Raw genomic sequence first — 17,167 nt, forward strand, 5'->3', positions numbered from 1 at the left:
CCCGGGCGTTTACTTCGTCGCGTCGAGCGAAGCCTCGGCGTCGGTGTTGAGCAGGCGGTTGACCGCCTCGATGTCGTCCGGCGTCAGGCTGCCCGCGGCCTGCTTCAGCGACAGCTCGTTGACGAGGAAGTTGTGCCGCGCCTGGGCGAACTGCGTCTGCGCGGCGAACAGGGTCTGCTGCGCCAGCAGCACGTCGACGACGGTGCGGGTGCCGACCTCGAGGCCGGCTTCGCCGGCTTCCAGCGCGGCCTTGGCCGAGACCACCGCCAGGCGGCGGGCTTCGACTTCGGCGGCACCGGCCGCGAGCGAGCGGTAGGCGTTGCGCGTCTGGCGGGTGATGCCACGGCGCTCCTGCTCGAGCTGCTCGGCGACCGCGTCGCGGTTGGCGAGGGCCGAGCGCACGCCGGCGTGCACGGCGCCACCGCTGTAGATCGGCACGGTCAGGGTGATGCCGACGTTGTGGCCGTCGCTGAGGTTGTCCGAGGGGAAAGTCACGCTGCTCGCCGGGGTAGTCGTGGTGTTCCTGCCCCAGGTGGCCGAATCGCTATAGCCGCTCGAGAGAGTCAGCGTCGGCAGGTGGCCGGCGCGCGCGGTCGAGACGTTGGCTTCGGCGGCGTCGAGGGCCAGCGCCGCGGCCTGAAGCGCCGGGTTTTCGGCCATGGCCTTGTCCACCCAGGCCTGCAGGCCCTCGGTGTCGTCGAGCTTCGGCTGGTAATCGGTGCCGAGGCCCATCAGCGAGCCCGTCGGCTCGCCGGTGATCTCGGCCAGCGCTTCGCGGGCGTCGTCGAGGCGCGTTGCCGCGCTGATGGCGTTGGCGCGGGCGCCGTCGTAGCTGGCGCGGGCCTCGTGCACGTCGGTGATCGGCGCGAGGCCGACCTCGAGGCGCGTCTCGGCCTGGTCGAGCTGGCGCTTCGCCGCGGCTTCCTGCGCGCGGGCCGACGCCAGCGACTCGATGGCCGTCAGCACGTCGAAGTAAGCGCGGGCCACGCGGACGCCGAGCGCCTGCTCGGCGGCAACGCGCTGTGCCTCGGCCTGCGCGGCCTGGGCCCTGGCGGCCTTCAGGCGGGTGTAGTCGGCGCGGTCGTAGATCGACTGGCTGAGGTTTAGTCCGTAGCGACGATCGCGCGTGTCGGACGCGCTGACGTTCGGGCCGAAACCGACCGCGTCCGGATCAGTCTGCGTTGGTGCTGGGAACGCGCCGAATGAGGTGTTCTCGCTATCGCTGTCCGTCAGGCTGGCCGAGGCACTGATCTGCGGCAGCAGCGCAGCGCGGGACTGCGAGACACCGGCCTGGGCGGCGGCGGCGCGCGCCTCCGCGGCGGCCAGCTGCGGGTCGCTCTTGCGCGCCAACTCGTAGGCCTGCAACAGGTCGGCGGCGCTGGCCGGCACGGCGAGGCCGGCGGCGAGCAGGGCAAGGGCGAGGGGACGCAGGCGCATGGGGCTTCCTTCGGTCAAACGATCAGAGGGTGAAGCGCGCTTCCGGTGCGAAGCCGCGCAGATAAGGGATATCGGTTTCGAACAGGCTTTCGATGCGCGGGCCGGCATCGTCATTGCGGAGGCAGATCGCCTCCTGCACCGGCGAAGCGCCGCGCACGAGGACGAGGCGGCCGCCCGGCTTCAGCCAGCGCGCGAAACGCTCGGGCACCTCGGCCACGGCGCCGCCCACGAGGATCGCGTCGAAGCGGAGCGCGGTGTCCCAGGTGCTGGCGTCGCCCTGCTCGAGGCGCACGTTCGCCACCTCGAGGGCCTGCAGGCGACGCTGCGCCTCGGCGACGAAATCGGCGTGTTGTTCGATCGCCTGCACCGAGCGCGCGAGGCGGGCAAGGCAGGCGGTGAGGAAGCCGCTGCCGGCACCGATCTCGAGCACTTCGTCGGTGGGCGCGATGTCCAGCGCCTGCAGCAGGCGGCCTTCGATCACCGGCTTGAGCATGAACTCGCCGTGGCCGAGCGGCAGGGCGAGGTCGGCGAAAGCCAGCTTGCGGTGCGTGGCCGGCACGAAGTCCTCGCGCTTCACGTCGCCGAGCACGTCGAGCACGCGGCGGTCCAGCACCTCCCAGGGGCGGACCTGCTGCTCGACCATCGCGTGGCGGGCCTGATTGAAGTCGATGGGCATGGTGGGACGTCCTTGGGAGCAGGGCCGCATAGTGTAAGGGCGTGGCCCCGCTGACGACGGCTACAGTGCCGGAGCGGGGCGTGCCAGGGCAGTGACGAAGGTCACCGCGACGGAGGTCATGGTCGGTCCGCCCCGGCGGGGGCGTGGGCGCGCAGAAACAGCGCGACGCACTGGTCGACGTGGGCGGTCCGGGCCGCGGCCTCCGGCGGCGGCTCGATGCCGAGCAGGCAGCGGAAGTGGTGGATGCCCTTCAGCAGCACGAAGAACTGGCTGGCGGCGACCTTCGGGTCGTCGAGCCGCAGCTGGCCGCGCTGCTTGGCCAGCGCGAGGAAGCCCTCCATCTCCTCCAGCGCGCGCTTCGGGCCGGCCTTGAAGTAGAGCTGGGCGAGGGTCGTCGACTGGCTGGCTTGGGCCGCCATCATCCGCATCAGTTGCACCGCGTCCTCGGCGAAGACGAGGTCGACGAAGCCGGTGCCGATCTGCCGCAGGGCCTCGCCCACGGGCAGGTCCTCGGGCCATTCGAACAGGCCGTGGGGCAGCTGGTCGGCGCAGCGCACCTCGACGGCGGCCGTGAACAGGCCTTCCTTGTCGCCGAAGTGGCTGTAGATCGTCAGCTTGGACACGCCGGCGGCCTGCGCGATGGCTTCGAGGCTCACCGCTTCGAAGCCGTGCTGGCAGAACAGCTGCCCGGCGGCCTCCACCAGGGCGGCGCGCTTCTCGGGGTCTTTGGGGCGCCCGGGGGTGCCGGGGCGGGCCTTCGTCGTCACAAGAAATTTATTGAACTCTGGAGTATGCGAAATATACCATACCGACGAGTTCATGAATCGTGGTCACCCTGATGCCCGCCCGTCGCCGCTTCCCCCTGACGTCCCGCGCTGCCCTGCGGCTGATGCCCCTGCTCCTTGCTGCCGGCCTGCTGAGCGCCTGCGGCAATGGCGACACCGGCGCACCGCCGGCCCGCCCCGTGCTGGTGCAGCAGCCGACGCCGGCTGCCGGCGCCGTGCAGGCCTTCGCCGGTGAAATCCGTGCCCGCCACGAGACGCCCCTGGCCTTCCGGGTCGGCGGCAAGGTCGCGAAGCGGCTGGTCGATGTCGGGGATCGCGTGGTCGCCGGCCAGCCCTTGGCCGAGCTGGACGCGCAGGACCTCCGCCTCAGCCGCGACGCGGCGCAGGCCCAGTTGACCGCCGCCGAGGCCGATGCCCGGCTCGCGGCGGCCGAATTCGAGCGCATCGACGTGATGTTCCAGCGCCAGCTGGTGAGCCGCTCCCTGTTCGACGCCCGCAAGAACGGCGTCGAGGCCGCCAACTCGCGCGTCGCCCAAGCGCGTGCCCAGTTGGACGTCGCCGGCAACCAGGCGGCCTACGGCGTGCTCCGCGCCAACGCGTCGGGCGTGATCGCCGTGCGCAACATCGAGGCCGGGCAGGTGGTCGCGGCCGGGCAGACCGCCTTCGGTATTGCCGAGGACGGTGAGCGTGAAGTCGCCATCGCCCTGCCGGAAGCCGACGTGGCGCGCTTCAAGGACGGGCAGGGCGTGCTGGTCGAGCTGTGGGCGGCACCGGGGCAGCGCGTGCCCGGCACCATCCGCGAGATCGCCCCCGCCGCCGACCCGCAGGCCCGCACCTATGCCACCCGCGTCGCACTGGCCTTGCCCGAGGGCGTTCGCGTCGAACTCGGCCAGAGCGCCCGCGTCTATGCGGCCAATGCCGCGGCCCCGGCCCTGAGCGTGCCGCTCTCGGCGCTGGTGCAGGCCGATGGGCAGGCGGCGGTTTGGGTGCTCGACGCCAACGGCCAGCGCGTGAAGCGCGTGCCCGTGCAGGCCGGTGCCTACACCGAGACCGATGTGCCCGTCTCCGGTGGCCTCGAGCCCGATGACTGGGTGGTGATCACCGGCGTGCACCTGCTGCGCGAGAACGATGCCGTGAAGCCGGTGGATCGCGAGAACCGCCCGGTGCGCGTCGAAGCGCAGGAGGCGCCCGCCGTCGCCGAGGACGCCAGCGCCGCGCTCGACGCCGGTGCCGATCGCCTCAACGCCGAAATCGCCGGATAAGCCGCGATGTCGTCGTCCTTCAACCTCTCCGCCTGGGCGCTGAAGAACCGCGTCCTCGTGCTCTACGCGATGATCGTGCTCGCGATCGTCGGCGTCTTCAGCTACCAGCGCCTGGGGCAATCCGAGGATCCGCCGTTCACCTTCAAGGTGATGGTCGTCCGCACGATGTGGCCGGGCGCCACGGCGGAGGAGGTGGCCGCACAGGTCACCGACCGCATCGAGAAGAAGCTGATGGAGACCGGGCAGTACGAGCGCATCACCTCGTACTCGCGCGCCGGTGAATCTCTGGTGCTGTTCATGGCCAAGGATTCGATGCTGTCGGCCGAATTGCCGCAGCTCTGGTACACGGCGCGCAAGAAGGTCGGCGACATCCGCCACACGCTGCCGGCCGGCGTCGTTGGCCCCTTCTTCAACGACGAGTTCGGCGACACCTTCGGCAACATCTATGCGCTGCAGGCCGACGGCCTCGACTACGCGACGCTGAAGGACTACGCCGAGCGCATCGAGCTGGAACTGCACCGCGTGCCGGACGTCGCCAAGGTCGAGCTGATCGGCTTGCAGGACGAGCGCATCTGGATCGAGCTCTCGAACACCAAGCTGGCCACCCTCGGCGTGCCGCTCGATGCCGTCCAGCGTGCGATCGACGAGCAGAACGCCATGGTCGGCGCCAGCTTCTTCGAGACCCCGAGCGACCGCGTGAAGCTGCGTGTGTCCGGCGCCTTCGATTCCGTAGAGGCGATCCGCCAGTTCCCGATCCGGGTGGGCGACCGAACCTTCCGCCTGCAGGACGTGGCCGACGTGAAGCGCGGTTTCGTCGATCCGGCGGCGCCGCGCATGCGCTTCATGGGCCAGGACGCGATCGGCATCGGCGTGTCGATGCGCAAGGGTGGCGACATCATCCAGCTGGGCGAGCAGCTCGAAACGGAGTTCGCGCGCATCCAGCAGACCCTGCCCGCCGGAATGACGCTCTCGAAGGTGAGCGACCAGCCCGCCGCGGTGCGCGATTCGGTCGGCGAGTTCGTGCGCGTGCTGGCCGAGGCCGTGCTGATCGTGCTGCTGGTCAGCTTCCTCAGCCTCGGCTGGCGCTCGGGCCTGGTCGTGGCGCTGTCGATCCCGCTGGTGCTGGCGATGACCTTCGCCGCGATGTACTTCCTCGGCATCGGCCTGCACAAGATCTCGCTGGGCGCGCTGATCCTCGCACTCGGCCTGCTGGTCGACGACGCGATCATCGCGATCGAGATGATGCAGGTGAAGATGGAGCAGGGCTTCGGGCGCCTCGAGGCCGCGGCCTACGCTTGGCAGAGCACGGCCTTCCCGATGCTCACCGGCACGCTGATCACGGCCGCCGGCTTCCTGCCGATCGCCACGGCTGCTTCGAGCACCGGCGAGTACACCCGCTCGATCTTCCAGGTGGTCGTGCTGGCCCTGATCCTGAGCTGGATCGTCGCGGTGGTTTTCATCCCCTACCTCGGCGACAAGCTGCTTCCCCACCGCGAGCAGATGCTCGCCAGCCACGGCGGCGGCTTCATCGGCGCCTTGCGCACCTCGCTGGCGAAGCGCCTTCCGCCGTCGATTGCCACCTGGGTCGCGCCGGACACCGCGCACCACGAAAACCCCTACGACACGCCGTTCTACTCGCGTTTCCGCGCGCTGGTGGCATGGTGCGTCCGCCATCGCAAGACGGTGATCCTCGTCACCGTGCTGGCCTTCGTGGGCTCGCTGGCGATGTTCCGCTTCATCCCGCAGCAGTTCTTCCCGTCGTCGACGCGGTTGGAGCTGATGGTCGACCTCGAGCTCGCCGAGGGTAGCTCGCTGGCGGCGACGGAAGCGGTCGCCAAACGCCTCGAGGCGAAGCTCGACGGCCACCCGGACATCGTCAACTACGTGGCTTACGTCGGCACCGGCTCGCCGCGCTTCTATCTCCCGCTCGACCAGAAGCTGCCGCAGGCGAACTTCGCGCAGTTCGTGCTGATCACGCCGGACATCGAAAAGCGCGAGACGGTGAAAGCCTGGTTGCAGGGCGTGCTCGACACCGAGTTCGCCGACCTGCAAGGCCGCGTGACGCGCCTCGAGAACGGCCCGCCGGTCGGTTTCCCGGTGCAGTTCCGCGTGTCGGGCGAGCACCCGGACGAGGTTCTGCGCATCGCCAACGCGGTCAAGGCGCAGGTGCTCGCGAACCCGCACTCGCGCAACGTCAACCTCGACTGGGACGAGCCGAGCAAGGTCGTTCGGCTCGAGATCGACCAGGACCGCGCGCGCGCCCTCGGCGTGAGTTCGGCGCAGGTCGCGGCCTTCCTGCAGGGATCGCTCTCCGGCACCCCGGTGAGCACGTACCGCGAGGGCAACGAGCTGATCGAGATCCTGCTCCGTGGCCCCGAGGAGGAGCGCTCGCGCCTCTCGTTGCTCGGTTCGCTGGCGGTGCCGACGTCCAGTGGCAAGTCCGTGCCGCTCTCGCAGATCGCGCGCATCGACTACGGCTTTGAGCCCGGCATCGTCTGGCGCCGCAACCGCTTGCCGACCGTGACCATCCGTGCGGACGTCGAAGGCGGGGTCACGCCGCCGACGGTGACGAACCAGATCCTCCCGGCGCTCGAGCCGATCCGTGCCGAGCTTCCGCCCGGCTATCGCTTGGAAACCGGGGGCGCGGTCGAGGAATCGGCGCGCGGTGGCGCGTCGGTGGCCGCGGGCATGCCGCTGTTCCTGTTCGCCGTGATCACCCTGCTGATGCTGCAGCTGCGCAGCTTCTCGCGCATGGCGATGGTGCTGATGACCGCGCCGCTGGGGTTGATCGGCGTTGTCTGGTTCCTGCTGATCCCGCAGGTGCCGTTCGGCTTCGTGGCCATGCTCGGCACGATCGCGCTCTCGGGAATGATCATGCGCAACTCGGTGATCCTCGTGGACCAGATCGAGCACGACATCGCCGAAGGCCACGCGCCCTTCCAGGCGGTCGTCGACGCGACGGTGCGGCGCTTCCGCCCCATCGTGCTGACGGCGCTCGCCGCCGTGCTGGCGATGATCCCGCTGTCGCGCAGCGTGTTCTTCGGGCCGATGGCCGTCGCGATCATGGGCGGCCTGATCGTCGCCACGGCACTCACCCTGCTGTTCCTGCCGGCCCTCTACGCGGCGTGGTTCCGCATCAAGGCGCCGGAGACGGCGCCGCGTTACTGAGTTCGGCCGGGGCGTTCGCCCGGGCCCCCGATTCGCCGCCGGGTCGTCCGCGAACCGGCTCCCTCCCCCGCCTCTTGCGGCGGCCCGGCGGCGATCCCTCCTGGTCTTCATGGCGCCCGCGCCGCATTCGCGGTCTAATGCGCGCCGGAAGCAGGGGTGCCCGTGTTCGGGCTGAGAAAGACCCTTCGAACCTGATGCGGGTGACGCCGCCGTAGGGAGACTTCGACCGCGCACCGAGCGCTCCTGCCTGCATTTTCTGCCCGCACGTTTCGAGTGGGCATTCGCATTCGCACGCAGGATCATCGCCATGAACGCCGTCGCCAAAGAGCTGCTCGACAAGACCCAGCAACTGTCTTCCGAAGTCACGCGCCCCATTCCCGGCTCGACCAAGATCTACATCGAAGGCTCGCGCCCCGACTTGCGTGTGCCGATGCGCGAGATCGCGCTGAGCCCCACGCCGCGCACGGTGGGCTTCGAGAAGAACGCACCGTTGGCCGTGTACGACACCTCGGGGCCGTACACCGACCCGGGCGCGAACATCGATTTGGCTCGCGGGCTTGAGGCGCTGCGCGCGCGCTGGATCGAAGAGCGGGGCGACACCGAGGTGCTTTCCGGGCTCTCTTCGGCCTTTGGTCGCGTGCGCGAGGGCGATGCGAAGCTGGACGCGCTGCGCTTCCCGAACCGCGCGCTGCCGCGCCGCGCGAAGAACGGCGCCAATGTCACGCAGATGCACTACGCCCGCCGCGGCATCATCACGCCGGAGATGGAGTACATCGCCATCCGCGAGAACCAGAAGCTGGAGTCGATCCGCGAGGCGCACCTGCTGAAGCAGCACCCGGGCGAGAGCTTCGGCGCGAACTTGCCGAAGCTGATGACGCCGGAATTCGTGCGCGAGGAAGTGGCCCGCGGCCGCGCCATCATCCCGGCCAACATCAACCACCCGGAACTCGAGCCGATGATCATCGGCCGCAACTTCCTGGTGAAGATCAACGCAAACATTGGTAACTCGGCGGTGAGTTCCGGTATCGCTGAGGAAGTGGAAAAGCTGGTGTGGTCGATCCGCTGGGGTGGCGACACGGTGATGGACCTCAGCACCGGCAAGCACATCCACGAAACGCGCGAGTGGATCCTTCGCAACAGCCCGGTGCCGATCGGCACGGTGCCGATCTACCAGGCGCTGGAGAAGGTCGATGGCAAGGCCGAGGAGCTCACGTGGGAGCTGTTCCGCGACACGCTGATCGAGCAGGCCGAGCAGGGCGTGGACTACTTCACCATCCACGCCGGCGTGCTTCTGCGCTACGTGCCGCTCACTGCGAAGCGCGTTACCGGCATCGTCTCGCGTGGCGGCTCGATCATGGCCAAGTGGTGCCTGGCGCACCACAAGGAGAATTTCCTCTACACGCACTTCGAGGAAATCTGCGAAATCATGAAGGCCTACGACGTGAGCTTCTCGCTCGGCGACGGCCTGCGCCCCGGCTCGATCGCCGACGCGAATGACGCTGCGCAGTTCGGCGAGCTGGAGACGCTGGGCGAGCTGACGAAGATCGCGTGGAAGCACGACGTCCAGACCATGATCGAAGGCCCCGGCCACGTGCCGATGCAGCTGATCAAGGAGAACATGGACAAGCAGCTTCGCGAGTGCGGCGAGGCGCCGTTCTACACGCTGGGCCCGCTGACCACCGACATCGCGCCGGGCTACGACCACATCACGAGTGCCATCGGTGCGGCGATGATCGGCTGGTACGGCACGGCCATGCTCTGCTACGTGACGCCGAAGGAGCACCTCGGCCTGCCGAACCGCGAGGACGTGCGCGAAGGCATCATGGCCTACAAGATCGCGGCGCATGCGGCCGACCTCGCCAAGGGCCATCCCGGTGCGCAGGCGCGCGACAACGCGCTATCGAAGGCGCGCTTCGAGTTCCGCTGGGAAGACCAGTTCAACCTCGGCCTCGATCCGGAGAAGGCGCGCTCGTACCACGACGAGACCCTGCCGAAGGACGCGCACAAGGTGGCGCACTTCTGCTCGATGTGCGGCCCGCATTTCTGCTCGATGAAGATCACCCAGGACGTGCGCGACTACGCCGCTGAGAAGGGTGTGGCGGAGGAAACCGAAGCCCTCGAGAAAGGTATGGCCGAGAAGTCGGCCGAGTTCCGTGCGCAGGGCGCGCAGGTGTACCGCAAGGATTGAGCGTGGCCACGGCCGCGGACCCGTTCGACCTCGCTCGCTTCATCGCGGCGCAGGCACCGGTGTGGTTGGATGTGGTCGACGAGTTGAGGTCGGGGCGCAAGACGGGCCACTGGATGTGGTTCGTCTTTCCCCAGTTGCGCGGATTGGGTTCTAGCGCGATGGCTGAACGCTTTGGGCTCTCGGGTCTGGACGAGGCTGAGGCGTACCTCGCCCATGCCGTGCTGGGGCCGCGCCTTCGCGAGGCCGTCGCCCTCGTGGCCGCGCATCGCGACGATGCCCCGGACCTCATCTTCGGCGAGACGGACGCGATGAAGCTGTGCTCCTGCCTCACGCTGTTTGCTGCGGCGGCGCCGGGTGAGCCGTGTTTCATGGGCCTGCTCCGCAGGGCATTCGCAGGACGGCCCGATCCGCGGACACTGGATCGTCTCGCCGCGGACGACGACGCGCCCTGAGCTCTCGACTTGCCTGAACCGTTGACGACGGCCGGATCGTCCTGTGGCTGTCAGAGGCCTCGGCGACAGTCCATCGACCGGCGGCGGGGGTAGGATCGGGCCATCGCGTCCCGCTCCGAGGCCTGCCATGTTCCGCTTCCGCACGCTGTTCCGCACTGCCGCGCTGGCACTCGCCGCGCTCTGGCTCGTCGCCTGTGCCACCGGCCCCCGCGTGACCACCGAAGCAGATCCCGAAGCCGATTTCTCGCGCTACCGCAGTTTCGCCTTCTATGAGCCCCTGGCGATCGAAACCCGCGGCTACACGACGCTGCTGAGCGCGCGCCTGAAGGACGAGGCGCGTCGGCAGATGGAGTCGCGCGGCTACGTCTACGACGAGGCCGCGCCCGACCTGCGCGTGAACATCAACGCCTTCGTCGAGGAGAAAACCGACGTCGTGTCGGTGCCGACGACCGGCTATGCCACCTACTACAGCTATCGCGCCCGCGCCTTCGTCACGGTGCCGGTGTGGCACGAGCGCGCGCAGGTGATGCAGTACACCGAAGGCACCGTCAACGTCGATCTCGTCGACGCGCGGGCGAAGCAGCTGGTGTGGGAGGGCGTGGCCGTGGGCAGCGCGGCCGGCCCCACCCCGGCCGAGCGTCGCGAGCGTGCCGTGTTGTCGATCGCGAAGATTTTCGAAGCCTTCCCGCATCGCGCGGGCGGCGCGCCCGCCACGCCGGCGACGACCCCCTAAACGCCTTCCACCGGAGCCCCCCATGCGCCTGCGTCCTTCGATCTTCGCCGCCCCACTGCTTGCGGCCGTCGTCGCCGTGTCGCTGCCCGGTTGCGCGTCGACCCCCATCGCCATGGCCGAGCAGGCCCCGGGCGCCGACGTGCGCCAGTACGCGACATTCGCGTTCTTCGAACCACTAGCGATGGAGCGGGAGGGCTACGGCACGATGGCCGGCGAACGTGCCCGGGCGGTGCTTCGTCGCGAGATGGAGTCGCGGGGCTATCGCCTTGATCCCGACCAGCCGGCGCTGCGCATCAACGTGATCGCCGCAGCGCGTGAGGGGGACGGCGGATCGTCGTTCAGCCTCGGGCTGGGTGTCGGCGTCGGGGGCGGCAACACGCGAGGCGGCCTCGGCGTGGGTATTCCGCTCGGCGGCAGCGGATCGCGCGAGCGTTCGCGTCTTCCCGGGGCGATCGCGGTCGACATCGTCGATGCCGAAGCGAAACGCGTGGTCTGGACCGGCAGCGTGGACCTGCCGCGCGTCGGCCGCGATGGCGAACGCGAGGCCCTCGAAGCCTCGCTGGTCCGCGTGATGGCGGCGCTGCCGTCGCGATCGTCGACGCCCTGAGCCTCAGCGTCCCTCGACGGGCGCGAAGGTGAGGCCAGCGCGCTGGCGCAGGCGTTCAACAAGGCGCATCCCCATCGCCGCCGCCGGCGTCCACGCGCCGCCCGGCGTCGCCTGGCGGTCGACGTCCTGCACCAGGCACAGCGCGGCCTCGCTGATCATCTTGCAGGTCGAGCCGTAACCGGGATCGCGGTCGCCGGTGACCTTCGTGGTGAGCTTGCGGCCATCGGCGGTTTCGCCGAAGAACAGCACCTCGTAGCGGCCTTTTTCGCGCTGCTGTTTGTTCGGGCCCTCACCCGGCTTGGGCAGCGCGAAGCGCCGCAGCAGGGCGCGCGTGGGCGCGAAGGCCAGCAGCATGGTTTGAAGTTTGGAATTGCGTGCCATCGACTTGGCGCGCTTCTCGCCCGCTTTTCCTTCGCCAGTGAGCATGCGTTCGCTGTACACGAAGGCCTCGCCCCACGGATGGCCCAGCAGGGCGTGGCTGCGATGCACGTTCTTGGTGTTGATCGGCGCCATCACGAACGGTGCGGTCCATGCATTGGCCAGGTCGTCGAAGGCCGCGATGTTGTCGTTCGGCTGGCGCGGGCCCTTGAAGCCCGGCACCAATGCGAAGGGATCGCCCAAGGTGCGAATCAAGCTGCGGTCGCGGCCGATGGCTTCCATCGTGGCCAACATGCTGGCCACGGTGCCGCCCGAGAACGTGCCCTTCATGACGCTGACCCGGCCGTGCACGCGCGTGAGCGACATGCCGAATTTCTGCTTCGCCTCGTGCTGGGCATGCAGCACGCCGAGGTCGAACGGGATCGAATCGAAGCCACATGAGAACACGATGCGCGCGCCGCTGGCTTTGGCGGGTGACTCCAGCTCGGGAATCATCTTGGCCATCCAGCCCGGCTCGCCACACAGATCGACGTAATCGGTGCCGGCATGGGCGCAGGCGCGGATCAGCGGTTCACCGAATTGCTGGTAAGGCCCGACGGTGGTGATGACCACCTTCGTGCGCTTGACGAGTGCCGCGAGCGCGGCTTCGTCAGCGGCGTCGGCGACCAGCAAGGGCAGATCGCCCGGCAGGCCCAGCTCATCGCGAACCTGCGCGAGCTTGGCCGCGCTGCGACCCGCCATGGCCCAGCGCACCGACGCCGTGGCGCCGTAGGTGTTGTGCAGATACTCCGCCACCAGGCGGCCAGTGAAGCCGGTGGCACCAAAAACGATGAGGTCGAATTCTCTGTTCATGGGCTGGATGGTCGCACGTCGATGACCGTCCACGTGAGGTCGATCGCGCTGAGGTTGGAGGGCGGCATGCCAAACATCGCCTTGAAGGTGTCGCTGAAATGCGCGCCACTGGAAAAGCCCGCGGTGTGGGCGGCGTCGGTGAGCGAGGCGCCGGCAACGATCTCGCGAACCGCAGAACCCACGCGTTGCCAAAGGCGCCAGCGACGCCACGGCAGGCCGGTGCTCTCGGTGAAGAGGCGTTGGAATTGCGAGACCGACAGCCCGGCTTGCGCCGCATGCTCGCTGACGCGATGCGTGAGGCCGGGGTCTGAGCGCAGACGGGCCAGCGAGGCTTCGATCCTCCGATCCATGCGGGGCGCTTCGATTCCCAAGCACGCCCTCAGGGCGATGAAGTCGGCGCGTTGTGCACGGGGCTGTGCATGCAGGCGGCGAAGCACATTCAGCGCCTTTTCCTCATCAGCGATGCCGATGGCACAGGCTCTGGGTCCCGGCGTGCCCGAGGCGGCAAGCTTTTTCCACGATTGATCGCCGGCATCGAGGTAAAGAAAGGCCAGGGTCGAGGCGGGCGTGTGCAGGCGATGCCATTGGCCGGCCGGAATCACCGCACTGCGCACACGTCGTCCGGTTCCCGGAGGACCATCCAAGTGTTCCGCCACTTCGAATTCATCGTCGAGCCCGAAGGCCAGGACCGTCACGCTGTTGCGGTGTGCCGCAATGGGAAAGGCCGGGCCGATGTAGAGGATGACGTGCCCCCCGTCCACCAACTGGCCTCGAGGTGAAGCGCACGTTTCTGGAAGCGCCGTTGATCTTTGCGGCCTAGGATTCGCCATCGTCGATCCCTCAGGAGTTCTTCACCATGAAAGCATTCTCCGCGGCGCTATGGCTGCTCGTTGGGCTGGTTCACCTGTTGCCGGTGACCGGCGTTCTCGGCGCGGCCTCGCTGCAGCGCCTTTACGGCCTGCCCATCACCGACCCGAACCTGCTCATCCTGATGCAACACCGCGCCGTGCTGTTTGGTCTGGTGGGAGGGGTGATGGTGGCGGCGGCCTTCGTGCCCGCATGGCGATCGGTCGCGGCCGTCGTCGGCTTCATCAGCATCGGCAGCTTTCTGCTCATTGCCTGGAGCGTTGGTGGTTACAACGCACTGATCGCGAGGGTGGTTTGGATTGATGTGGCGGCGCTGGTGCTGCTGATCCTTGCGAGCCTACTGGCGATGCGCGCCCGCAGCGCCTGAGTTGGACGCGGCCGTCGCGGGCCGATCTGCGAGCCGATTCTCGCGCGACCGCCTCTCGTCCTCCCCGCAATCACGATCCGTTCGGCTCGGATTCCTGAGTCGATGCATGGTGTTGGCTCGGGATTGCCTCGCTTCAGAAACTGTGATTCGCTTCTGGTGGGAGAAGTCAATGAACCTCGGTGCCCGTCGTGCGGCGCCGCACCATCCACCGAATATCTGGACACGGAGGTCGACATGTCACCTGCGTTTCGTTCGCTTGCCCTGTGTTTTTCGCTCTTGATGGCCACCCCCGCATGGTCGGGGACTCCGCCGTTCGATGCTGAGGAATACCTCCGGTTCTCCGCTTCGGAGAGTTCCATCGCCATGGAATCAGGCGCAGGGCAGTTGAATTGGCCAGAGAACTTCACGCTCGAGGCTTGGGTTTACCCCACGGCGGCTTCGCCCTTCGGTGTGATCGCCGGGCGTGTGGCCGCGAATCGTGGCGCCGACCCGTTCTACAACGTGGTGCTCGCCTTCGAAGGGCAGGACGGCCTGACGCCGGCCTTCATCCAGACCACGGGGCAGGCCGGTACCTATCGCGACGTGCGCGCCTCGCAACCCCTCCCGTTGTATCAATGGACGCATCTCGCGGCGACGCGGCAAGGCACCGAGCTGCGGCTGTTCGTCGATGGCGTTCAGGTGGCCACCGGTTCCAGTGCTGGGCCGAGTCATCCTTCGCCCGGGGTCCCTTTCGCCATAGGCGCGGGAGCGCGAGGGGACGGCACGGGCCCGCAGTGCTGCGGGTCGTCGATCGTTGTGCGCAACGTGAAGATCTGGAACCGCGCGCTGAATGGTGCCGAAGTGCAGGGCAGTGCTGCGGCCGACAGCTATGTCACCCAGCCGGCAGATCTAGTGCGCTTTTGGCCGATCAACGAGGGCACAGGCACTACGCTTACCAGCGCGATTACGGGTGCGCCGGCGCTGGTGGCCGGTGCCTCGGACGGCCGATCCGTTCCCCGTTGGTCGGAAGCCGCCTTCCTTCGGCCGCTCTTCCGCGCATCCAGCGAGACGATCACCGCGCGTTCCTCCGCGATTACCGACCTGTGGCCGGTACGCATTGGTCAGGACACCCATTTCCTCGGCACGAACCTCATTTGGCCACCTACTTTCCCGGAAACGACGGCTGCGGTGTCGATGCTGTCGCCGAGTGGCACGCGTTTGCTTGGAAGCAGTGAGCAGCGTCTGATCGGTTCGCCTTTGACGGTGCATGTCCGCGACTCCGTCGCTTTCGATGCCAATGGCGACGGCCGGCAGGACATCGTGCTGGCGGACCATGGCACCGACACCGCGCCGTTTCCCGGTGGCGTCGCGCGCCTGTTCATGCAGCAGGCCGACGGCCGCTTCGCCGACGAAACGACGACGCGCCTCCCTGGGCCTGTGCGTTTCCATCACGGTGTCGCGGCGGGGGACTTCGATCGCGACGGGGACGAGGACATTTTTTTCTGTTCCTTCACCCAGCTCGATCCCGCCAAATCGTCCGCGGTGATGCGCAATGACGGCCAAGGCAATTTCCAGCAGACCTCGGCAGGCACGCTGCCGAACGACATCGAGCGCGGATACCTCCGGTGCCTTATCGCTCGGACGATCGATGTAGACCGGGACGGTGACCTCGACATCGTCGCGTCGCTTTACCGTCCTGCGGGGCCCAATGACCCCCAGGAACGTCACGATCGCATCCTCGTGAACAACGGAGCAGGCCGCTTCAGCTTTGCTCCGGAGGACACCCTGCCGCGTCGTCGCCCTTCCGAGGGCGCACAGACCGCAGCAATCACCGTCGCCGACATGGACGGAGATGGCATCGATGACATCGTGGCAGGTGCCACGCCCGACTACCGCGATGTCTCGGTTCTCCACTACTACCGCGGTCGTGGCGACGGCACTTTCGAAGACCGCACCGCCGACCTGCCGAACAAATGGCCGTTGGAGACGTGGATCTACGACGTCAATGCGCTGGATTTCGATGGAGACGGCCGACGGGATCTCTTCGTACGGATGTCGTCGATCGACGGCAATAACCCGGGGCCCTATGTAGAACTGCTGTTGAATCGTGGCCGTGATTGGATCCCGATGGGCGTGCGCGCTGGATTGGACGCGGTACGCCTCGAAGGGCGCACGGCGGTTCCCGTCGACGTCGACAGGGACGGCGATGTGGACGTCGCGTTCGCTGCCGGATTGACGGCGGGCTACCTGCTTCGCGAGCGTCCGTTCCCGACCAATTTCCGTCGGCCTGCGCACGCCCTTTCCAGCGGGACGGTGAAACCGCTCGTCTTGAACGCTGGAGAAACCCACGAGCACCTCTACATCGACGTGCCGCCGACCGCGCGCGAGGTGCGTTTCGAGACCACGAGTGCACAGAACGTCGACCTTTACCTGTCGCGACGTCCTTTCAGTTCATCGCCGAATGTTCTCGCGGCACCGCGGCGTACGGAGACGCTGGCCAGCGGCACGACCCCCTCAGGCAACGAAGTGCTGGTGGTGTCGGGCTCGAATCTCTCGGCAGGCCGCTGGTATTTGACGCCGGTGAACCCGGGGGGCACGGCCGCCGACCTCACCGTCAAGGCGACGATCACCAATTCGACGACGGTTCCCGCCGTCGCTGCTGGGCACTTCTACAACCCGTCGCGGGGCGGGCACGGCGTGTCCTACGAGTACGTGTCCGGCCAGCGCGTTCTGATCTGGTACACCTATCTCGAAGACGGTACGCCTGTCTGGTACTACGCGCAGGACTTCGCGCCTAGCCCGAACCTCGGGACATGGTCGGCGCCGCTGCTGCGCTTCCAGTGGTACAACGGATCAAACTTGAGCCGCACCGTGGGATCGGTGCGAGTTACCGAGTTGGGTAAGCAAGGGGGCTCGGATCGCATCGTCTTCAGCTGGAACCTCAACGGCGAGTCGGGTTCGGAGACGATGGAGCGTCTAGGCGGCGTGGGCTGCCCTGCAGGATACGAAGGCAACAACGGCTTGTGGTTCGCGCCGACGCTTTCGGGCTACGGCTACACCGTCACCTTCTTCCCGGATTACGAGTTCATTCCGGTCTATCTCTACGACGGGCGCGGCAATCCTCGTTGGCTGACTGGGGAGAAGGCAGGCTTCACTTCGACCGACACCGCGATCCCGCTCGGGCAAGCGCGGGGGTTCTGCCCGCTGTGTGACCGAACCGGGAATCCTGTGCGATCGAGTGCAGGCACGATGACGCGGCGGTTCAATGGCAGCAGAATCTCGGGACTCGCGTTGAACGCCCAGTTGGCATCGCCCTTGAGCGGAACCTGGGTGCAGGATCGGCCGGTGAGTCTGCTTACCGATCCCTCGCCCTGCGTTGTCCCCTGAGGACGAGGGCGCGACGGCTTCGGCCGCCG

The 17,167-nt window shown here is 67.8% G+C and carries 13 protein-coding genes and 1 riboswitch; of the genes, 8 read left to right on the forward strand and 5 right to left on the reverse strand.

Features of this window, described 5'->3' with window-relative positions; genetic code table 11:
• Positions 1 to 9: 9 nt before the first annotated feature.
• From ACIQ6S_RS03215 to ACIQ6S_RS03225, 3 genes are all read right to left on the reverse strand, one after another.
• Positions 10 to 1,437, reverse strand: coding sequence for a TolC family outer membrane protein (locus ACIQ6S_RS03215; RefSeq protein WP_397607100.1), 1,428 nt, complete (start codon positions 1,435 to 1,437; stop codon positions 10 to 12).
• 22 nt (positions 1,438 to 1,459) lie between these two features.
• Complete coding sequence (locus tag ACIQ6S_RS03220) at positions 1,460 to 2,113, reverse strand: protein-L-isoaspartate O-methyltransferase (RefSeq protein WP_397607101.1); 654 nt, start codon at positions 2,111 to 2,113, stop codon at positions 1,460 to 1,462.
• A 116-nt stretch (positions 2,114 to 2,229) separates the two neighbouring features.
• On the reverse strand, positions 2,230 to 2,880 hold the full coding sequence (locus ACIQ6S_RS03225; RefSeq protein ID WP_397607102.1) for a TetR/AcrR family transcriptional regulator: 651 nt from the start codon (positions 2,878 to 2,880) through the stop codon (positions 2,230 to 2,232).
• 122 nt (positions 2,881 to 3,002) lie between these two features.
• Between ACIQ6S_RS03225 and ACIQ6S_RS03230 the strand changes: the two genes are divergently transcribed.
• From ACIQ6S_RS03230 to ACIQ6S_RS03255, 6 genes are all read left to right on the forward strand, one after another.
• Positions 3,003 to 4,160 carry an efflux RND transporter periplasmic adaptor subunit gene (locus tag ACIQ6S_RS03230; protein WP_397607103.1) on the forward strand — a complete coding sequence of 386 codons (1,158 nt, stop codon included), beginning with the start codon at positions 3,003 to 3,005 and terminating at the stop codon, positions 4,158 to 4,160.
• A 6-nt stretch (positions 4,161 to 4,166) separates the two neighbouring features.
• Positions 4,167 to 7,328, forward strand: coding sequence for an efflux RND transporter permease subunit (locus ACIQ6S_RS03235; protein ID WP_397607104.1), 3,162 nt, complete (start codon positions 4,167 to 4,169; stop codon positions 7,326 to 7,328).
• A gap of 142 nt (positions 7,329 to 7,470) precedes the next feature.
• Positions 7,471 to 7,564, forward strand: a riboswitch (TPP riboswitch).
• A gap of 71 nt (positions 7,565 to 7,635) precedes the next feature.
• Positions 7,636 to 9,516, forward strand: coding sequence for a phosphomethylpyrimidine synthase ThiC (gene thiC / locus ACIQ6S_RS03240; protein ID WP_397607105.1), 1,881 nt, complete (start codon positions 7,636 to 7,638; stop codon positions 9,514 to 9,516).
• Between the two features lie 2 nt (positions 9,517 to 9,518).
• Positions 9,519 to 9,968 (forward strand): DUF1810 domain-containing protein, encoded by a 450-nt coding sequence (locus ACIQ6S_RS03245; RefSeq protein ID WP_397607106.1) that lies wholly within the window; start codon positions 9,519 to 9,521, stop codon positions 9,966 to 9,968.
• A gap of 127 nt (positions 9,969 to 10,095) precedes the next feature.
• Positions 10,096 to 10,701, forward strand: coding sequence for a DUF4136 domain-containing protein (locus ACIQ6S_RS03250; protein ID WP_397607107.1), 606 nt, complete (start codon positions 10,096 to 10,098; stop codon positions 10,699 to 10,701).
• A gap of 22 nt (positions 10,702 to 10,723) precedes the next feature.
• The gene (locus ACIQ6S_RS03255) at positions 10,724 to 11,308 is read left to right on the forward strand and encodes a DUF4136 domain-containing protein (RefSeq protein WP_397607108.1); all 585 of its coding nucleotides are present in this window, start codon (positions 10,724 to 10,726) and stop codon (positions 11,306 to 11,308) included.
• A 3-nt stretch (positions 11,309 to 11,311) separates the two neighbouring features.
• On the opposite strand, the gene ACIQ6S_RS03260 is transcribed toward ACIQ6S_RS03255, so the two are convergent.
• Both ACIQ6S_RS03260 and ACIQ6S_RS03265 read right to left on the reverse strand, forming a co-directional pair.
• Positions 11,312 to 12,538, reverse strand: a complete 1,227-nt coding sequence (locus tag ACIQ6S_RS03260) for a saccharopine dehydrogenase family protein (RefSeq protein ID WP_397607109.1) — start codon at positions 12,536 to 12,538, stop codon at positions 11,312 to 11,314.
• Positions 12,535 to 13,299 (reverse strand): helix-turn-helix domain-containing protein, encoded by a 765-nt coding sequence (locus ACIQ6S_RS03265; protein WP_397607110.1) that lies wholly within the window; start codon positions 13,297 to 13,299, stop codon positions 12,535 to 12,537. The genes ACIQ6S_RS03260 and ACIQ6S_RS03265 overlap by 4 nt, the downstream gene beginning before the upstream one ends.
• A gap of 95 nt (positions 13,300 to 13,394) precedes the next feature.
• Between ACIQ6S_RS03265 and ACIQ6S_RS03270 the strand changes: the two genes are divergently transcribed.
• Both ACIQ6S_RS03270 and ACIQ6S_RS03275 read left to right on the forward strand, forming a co-directional pair.
• Positions 13,395 to 13,772: a hypothetical protein gene (locus ACIQ6S_RS03270; protein ID WP_397607111.1), complete on the forward strand. Its 378-nt coding sequence runs from the start codon at positions 13,395 to 13,397 to the stop codon at positions 13,770 to 13,772.
• A gap of 234 nt (positions 13,773 to 14,006) precedes the next feature.
• Positions 14,007 to 17,138: an FG-GAP-like repeat-containing protein gene (locus tag ACIQ6S_RS03275; RefSeq protein ID WP_397607112.1), complete on the forward strand. Its 3,132-nt coding sequence runs from the start codon at positions 14,007 to 14,009 to the stop codon at positions 17,136 to 17,138.
• The last annotated feature ends 29 nt before the right edge of the window (positions 17,139 to 17,167 follow it).

Origin of the sequence: Silanimonas sp., from assembly GCF_044377035.1 — a bacterium.
Taxonomy (GTDB): Bacteria; Pseudomonadota; Gammaproteobacteria; order Xanthomonadales; family Xanthomonadaceae; genus Silanimonas.

Excerpts from the sequence above, each read along its gene's own strand:
- ACIQ6S_RS03215 (WP_397607100.1), bottom strand. The coding sequence starts at position 1,437 with ATGCGCCTGCGTCCCCTCGCCCTTGCCCTGCTCGCCGCCGGCCTCGCC.
- ACIQ6S_RS03220 (WP_397607101.1), bottom strand. The coding sequence starts at position 2,113 with ATGCCCATCGACTTCAATCAGGCCCGCCACGCGATGGTCGAGCAGCAG.
- ACIQ6S_RS03230 (WP_397607103.1), top strand. The coding sequence starts at position 3,003 with ATGCCCCTGCTCCTTGCTGCCGGCCTGCTGAGCGCCTGCGGCAATGGC.
- ACIQ6S_RS03235 (WP_397607104.1), top strand. The coding sequence starts at position 4,167 with ATGTCGTCGTCCTTCAACCTCTCCGCCTGGGCGCTGAAGAACCGCGTC.
- thiC (WP_397607105.1), top strand. The coding sequence starts at position 7,636 with ATGAACGCCGTCGCCAAAGAGCTGCTCGACAAGACCCAGCAACTGTCT.
- ACIQ6S_RS03250 (WP_397607107.1), top strand. The coding sequence starts at position 10,096 with ATGTTCCGCTTCCGCACGCTGTTCCGCACTGCCGCGCTGGCACTCGCC.
- ACIQ6S_RS03255 (WP_397607108.1), top strand. The coding sequence starts at position 10,724 with ATGCGCCTGCGTCCTTCGATCTTCGCCGCCCCACTGCTTGCGGCCGTC.
- ACIQ6S_RS03260 (WP_397607109.1), bottom strand. The coding sequence starts at position 12,538 with ATGAACAGAGAATTCGACCTCATCGTTTTTGGTGCCACCGGCTTCACT.
- ACIQ6S_RS03270 (WP_397607111.1), top strand. The coding sequence starts at position 13,395 with ATGAAAGCATTCTCCGCGGCGCTATGGCTGCTCGTTGGGCTGGTTCAC.
- ACIQ6S_RS03275 (WP_397607112.1), top strand. The coding sequence starts at position 14,007 with ATGTCACCTGCGTTTCGTTCGCTTGCCCTGTGTTTTTCGCTCTTGATG.